Genomic DNA, 3,155 nt, shown 5'->3' on the forward strand with positions numbered 1-3,155 from the left:
CGGGGGTAAGGCGGGGGACGTCACATTGACGTTTTTGACGTTCGAGACGCCGAATCTGACGGCGAAGTACTGGGACGATGCGATCGCGCGGGCCTCGGCCAAGGTGCCCGGTGTCAAGATCAAGAAGCTGGTCTCGCCGATCGTCGACCGGGACGCCTATGTCAAGCAACTCGATGCTTCCGGGCAGATGCCCGACATCATGCCCGCAATCAAGCCCAACGCCTACGTGCGCGCCAGCAAGCTCGCCGACTTCACTCCTGACGAGCTGACCGATTTCGTCGACCCGAAGGCCAACGCGATCAACGGCAAGATCTACCAGTTGCCGTACAACACGCAGACCGTGCCGCTGGTGTACTACAACAAGCAGGACTTCGCGAAGGCGGGTATCACCGCGCCGCCGAAGACGTACCCGGAGTTCCTGGCCGACTGTGCCAAGCTCAAGGCCAAGGGGATCAACCCGCTCGTGGTCGGTGGCGGCGGTAAGGACACCTGGGCCGACATGTACCCGCTGACGGCCGCGGTGGCCACTGACGTCTACAAGAACAACCCGAACTGGCTGTCCGACCGGGTGGCCGGCAAGACGAGCTTCTCCGACCCGGCGTTCGTCAAGGCCGCAGGCAAGGTCGCCGACCTGGCCAAGAAGGGCTACATCGACAAGGCCGGGCTGTCGCGCTCGTACGCCGACGATGAGCAGGCCTTCCGGGACAACAAGGGCGCGATGTACCCGATGGGCTCATGGTTCGCCACCTCGGCAGACAACAAGAAGCCCAACTTCGACATCGGCGTGTTTCCCTGGCCGACCGACGACGGCTCTGTGGCCGTGCCGGCCTACACCGGGGGCGGGCTGAGCGTGTCGTCCAAGGCCGCCGACGTGGAACTGGCCAAGAAGTGGGCACTTGCCTTCGAGACCGACAAGACCAATCTCGACGCCATCGTCAAGGGAGACGGGGCGATCATCGCGGAGAAGAACTACACCCCTCCGACTGACATGGGTCCGGTCTACAACGCCACCCTCGCGGTCTACAACCAGGCCCTCAAGTCAGGCACGGTGACCAGTTCCTTCTCCTCCGAGAGCGGCGACGGAGCTCTGCTGCCGGGCTTGGCGGACAAGGCTGCGCTGGGTGTGCAGGACCTCATCGCCGGCAAGAAGACCGCGGCGCAGTACGCCGCGTTCCTCGACAGCGAATGGTCCAAGGCGAACCGATAGCCCTCCCCTGCTCCTGACAGGCACACGACTCAACAGATGCCCTTGCGAGTCGCGGGGAGCGGACTGGCGGGGTCGGACACAGCCGTCGACCCCGCCGACCTGATGAAATCCGCACTGGCCACAGCCCAACTGACTCATGTCAGAGTACGTAAGAGACGAGTTCGATGCAGACTGCGCTTGCGCCGCCGAACGGCGGCCGACTCTCACACAAGCGGGGCGGACCGCCCTCCCGTCGTCGTCCGGTGTGGTTGTCGAGGGTTGTGCAATTCGCGACGTTCGGTGCGCCGGGGTTGGTGGTGTACCTGATTTTCGTGCTGGTGCCGATCGGTATGTCGGTGCGTACCAGTTTCACGAACCGTAACCCGTACAACCCGCCGACGAAGTGGGTGGGCCTGCGCAACTACACCGATCTGCTGTCCGATGATGACTTCCTCAAGGCGTTGCAGAACACCGTGGTGGTCACCGTGGTCCTGACGGTAGTGGCGAACGTCGGCGGGTTGCTGATCGCGATGCTGCTGGACCGACGCGGGACGTTCTACAACGCGCTGCGGGCGGTGTTCTTCACCCCGGTCATCCTGTCCGGTGTGGTGGTGTCGGTGATCTGGCAAGCCATCTTGTCCGACGACGGTCTGCTCGACTCGATGCTGCACAGTCTGGGTGTGGACCACCCGCCCGGCTGGCTGTCCGATCCCAACCTGGCCCTGTACTCGGTCACGTTCATCGTGATCTGGCAGATGCTCGGGTTCTGCGTCGTGGTCTACCTCGCCGGTCTCCAGGGCGTGCCCATCGAACTGATGGAGGCGGCCGCGATCGACGGGGCGACGAAGTTCACCCGGTTCCGAACGGTGACCTGGCCGATGCTGGCCCCAGCCCTGACGATCAACACCGTGATGCTGCTGATCTCCGGGTTCAAGCTGTACGACCAGATCCAGGTCATCACCAACGGCGGTCCGGGCAACGGCACCACCACCACCGTGGCCTTCGACGTGGTCACCACGACGTTCACCGGCAACCACATCGGATACGGCTCGGCCATGGCCGTGATGATGCTCATCATCATCGCCACGATCTCCGCGGTCGCCCTACGGTTCCTCCAGCGACGGGAGATCACCCTGTGAACACCCAGCGCACCACCTGGCTGAGGCCCACAGCGGCCCTGTTCGTCGCCGCGGTGTTCTTCCTGCCGCTCTACCTGGTACTCACCAACGTCTTCAAGCCCGGCTCCGACATCACCGCGCACCCCGCCAGCCTGCCCATCCCACCCACCCTGGCCTCGATCAGAGCCGTCCTGACCCGCCCGGACCACCTGTTCTGGTACGGCCTGGTCAACAGCGTCGAAGTCACCGCCGTATCCATCACCATCTTGACCGTGATCTCGGCGATGCTCGGCCACTACCTGGCCCGCTCCCACGGAACCCTACCCAAGGTCACCCTCGGCATCCTGCTCTCAGGCCTGATGATCCCAACAACAGTGATCCTCCAGCCCATCACCGAGGTCCTGCGCAGCTTCGGCCTGATGAACACCGTCGCCGGCCTGGTCCTGGTCAACCTCGGCTACTACGTCCCCTTCGGCGTCTTCGTCTTCATGGGCTTCGTCAAAGGCATCCCCATCGAACTCGAAGAAGCAGCCTCCATCGACGGCGCTGGCAAAATCCGCGTCTTCTGGCAGGTCGTCTTCCCCCTCCTGCGCCCCGCCTCCGCCTCCGTACTGATCTTCCTGGGCGTGTGGATCTGGAACGACTTCCTCAACCCGTTGATCATCCTCGGCCCCAGCAACGGCACCACCGTCACCGTCGGCATCTACCGCGCCATCGGCGAACACCAATCCGACTTCGGCACCGTCTTCGCTCTCATGTTCCTAGCCACCCTCCCCATCCTCATCTTCTACCTCGCCTTCCAACGCCACTTCGTCAAAGGCCTCACCGGAGGCGCCACCAAAGGATGAGCC

At 63.7% G+C, this 3,155-nt stretch carries 3 protein-coding genes; all 3 read left to right on the forward strand.

Translation table 11 applies throughout. The features are described 5' to 3' along the window. Positions 1-34 precede the first annotated feature (34 nt). The 3 genes from AB0M29_RS45040 (at position 35) to AB0M29_RS45050 (ending at position 3,152) form a co-directional block, all read left to right on the forward strand. Positions 35-1,207, forward strand: a complete 1,173-nt coding sequence (locus AB0M29_RS45040) for an extracellular solute-binding protein (protein WP_365393641.1) — start codon at positions 35-37, stop codon at positions 1,205-1,207. A 293-nt stretch (positions 1,208-1,500) separates the two neighbouring features. Then, positions 1,501-2,325, forward strand: a complete 825-nt coding sequence (locus tag AB0M29_RS45045) for a sugar ABC transporter permease (protein ID WP_365393643.1) — start codon at positions 1,501-1,503, stop codon at positions 2,323-2,325. Next, entirely contained in the window at positions 2,322-3,152 is an 831-nt protein-coding gene (locus AB0M29_RS45050; RefSeq protein ID WP_365393645.1) for a carbohydrate ABC transporter permease, read from the forward strand. Before AB0M29_RS45045 ends, AB0M29_RS45050 begins: the two co-directional genes overlap by 4 nt. Positions 3,153-3,155: the final 3 nt, after the last annotated feature.

The sequence above is a fragment of the Streptomyces sp. NPDC051976 genome (assembly GCF_040680795.1).
Classification (GTDB): domain Bacteria; phylum Actinomycetota; class Actinomycetes; order Streptomycetales; family Streptomycetaceae; genus Actinacidiphila.